The organism is Knoellia subterranea KCTC 19937, from assembly GCF_000768685.1.
In the GTDB taxonomy this organism is placed as follows: Bacteria; Actinomycetota; Actinomycetes; order Actinomycetales; family Dermatophilaceae; genus Knoellia; species Knoellia subterranea.
Genome location: NZ_AVPK01000029.1, coordinates 1 through 661, shown reverse-complemented (window position 1 = coordinate 661; position 661 = coordinate 1). Strand labels below are relative to the sequence as shown.

The window sequence follows — 661 nt, the reverse complement described above, 5'->3', positions numbered from 1 at the left end:
GCCCGGAAATGAGAAATGGCCCGCCGGGTGGGCGGGCCATTTCTGGAATGTTTGTCCGGCTGCGTCCTACTCTCCCACACCGTCACCAGTGCAGTACCATCGGCGCTGAAGGGCTTAGCTTCCGGGTTCGGAATGGGACCGGGCGTTTCCCCTTCGCTATGACAGCCGAAACTCTATGGAGATATGTGCTCAACACTCTCCCGGCTGCGTGGCAGCTTGGGGGTGTTGTGCTGTCCGTATCTCGGGAACTGCACAGTGGACGCGAACACGCATTGTTTCTTTTGAGTGTGTATCAAGTTGTCGGCTTATTAGTACCAGTCAGCTACATGCATTACTGCACTTCCACGTCTGGCCTATCAACCCAGTAGTCTAGCTGGGAGCCTCTCGGAGCTAAGCTCCATGGAAATCTCATCTTGAAGCGTGCTTCCCGCTTAGATGCTTTCAGCGGTTATCACTTCCGAACGTAGCTAATCAGCGGTGCTCTTGGCAGAACAACTGACACACCAGAGGTTCGTCCATCCCGGTCCTCTCGTACTAGGGACAGCCCTTCTCAAATTTCCTACGCGCACAGCGGATAGGGACCGAACTGTCTCACGACGTTCTAAACCCAGCTCGCGTACCGCTTTAATGGGCGAACAGCCCAACCCTTGGGAGAGACTCC

Annotated in this window: 2 rRNA genes; both read right to left on the bottom strand. The window is 55.4% G+C overall.

The window, feature by feature from the left end:
- Positions 1 to 53: 53 nt before the first annotated feature.
- Positions 54 to 170 (bottom strand): 5S ribosomal RNA (gene rrf, locus N803_RS17180).
- 118 nt (positions 171 to 288) lie between these two features.
- A 23S ribosomal RNA gene (locus N803_RS17175) occupies positions 289 to 661 on the bottom strand; the annotation flags it as partial.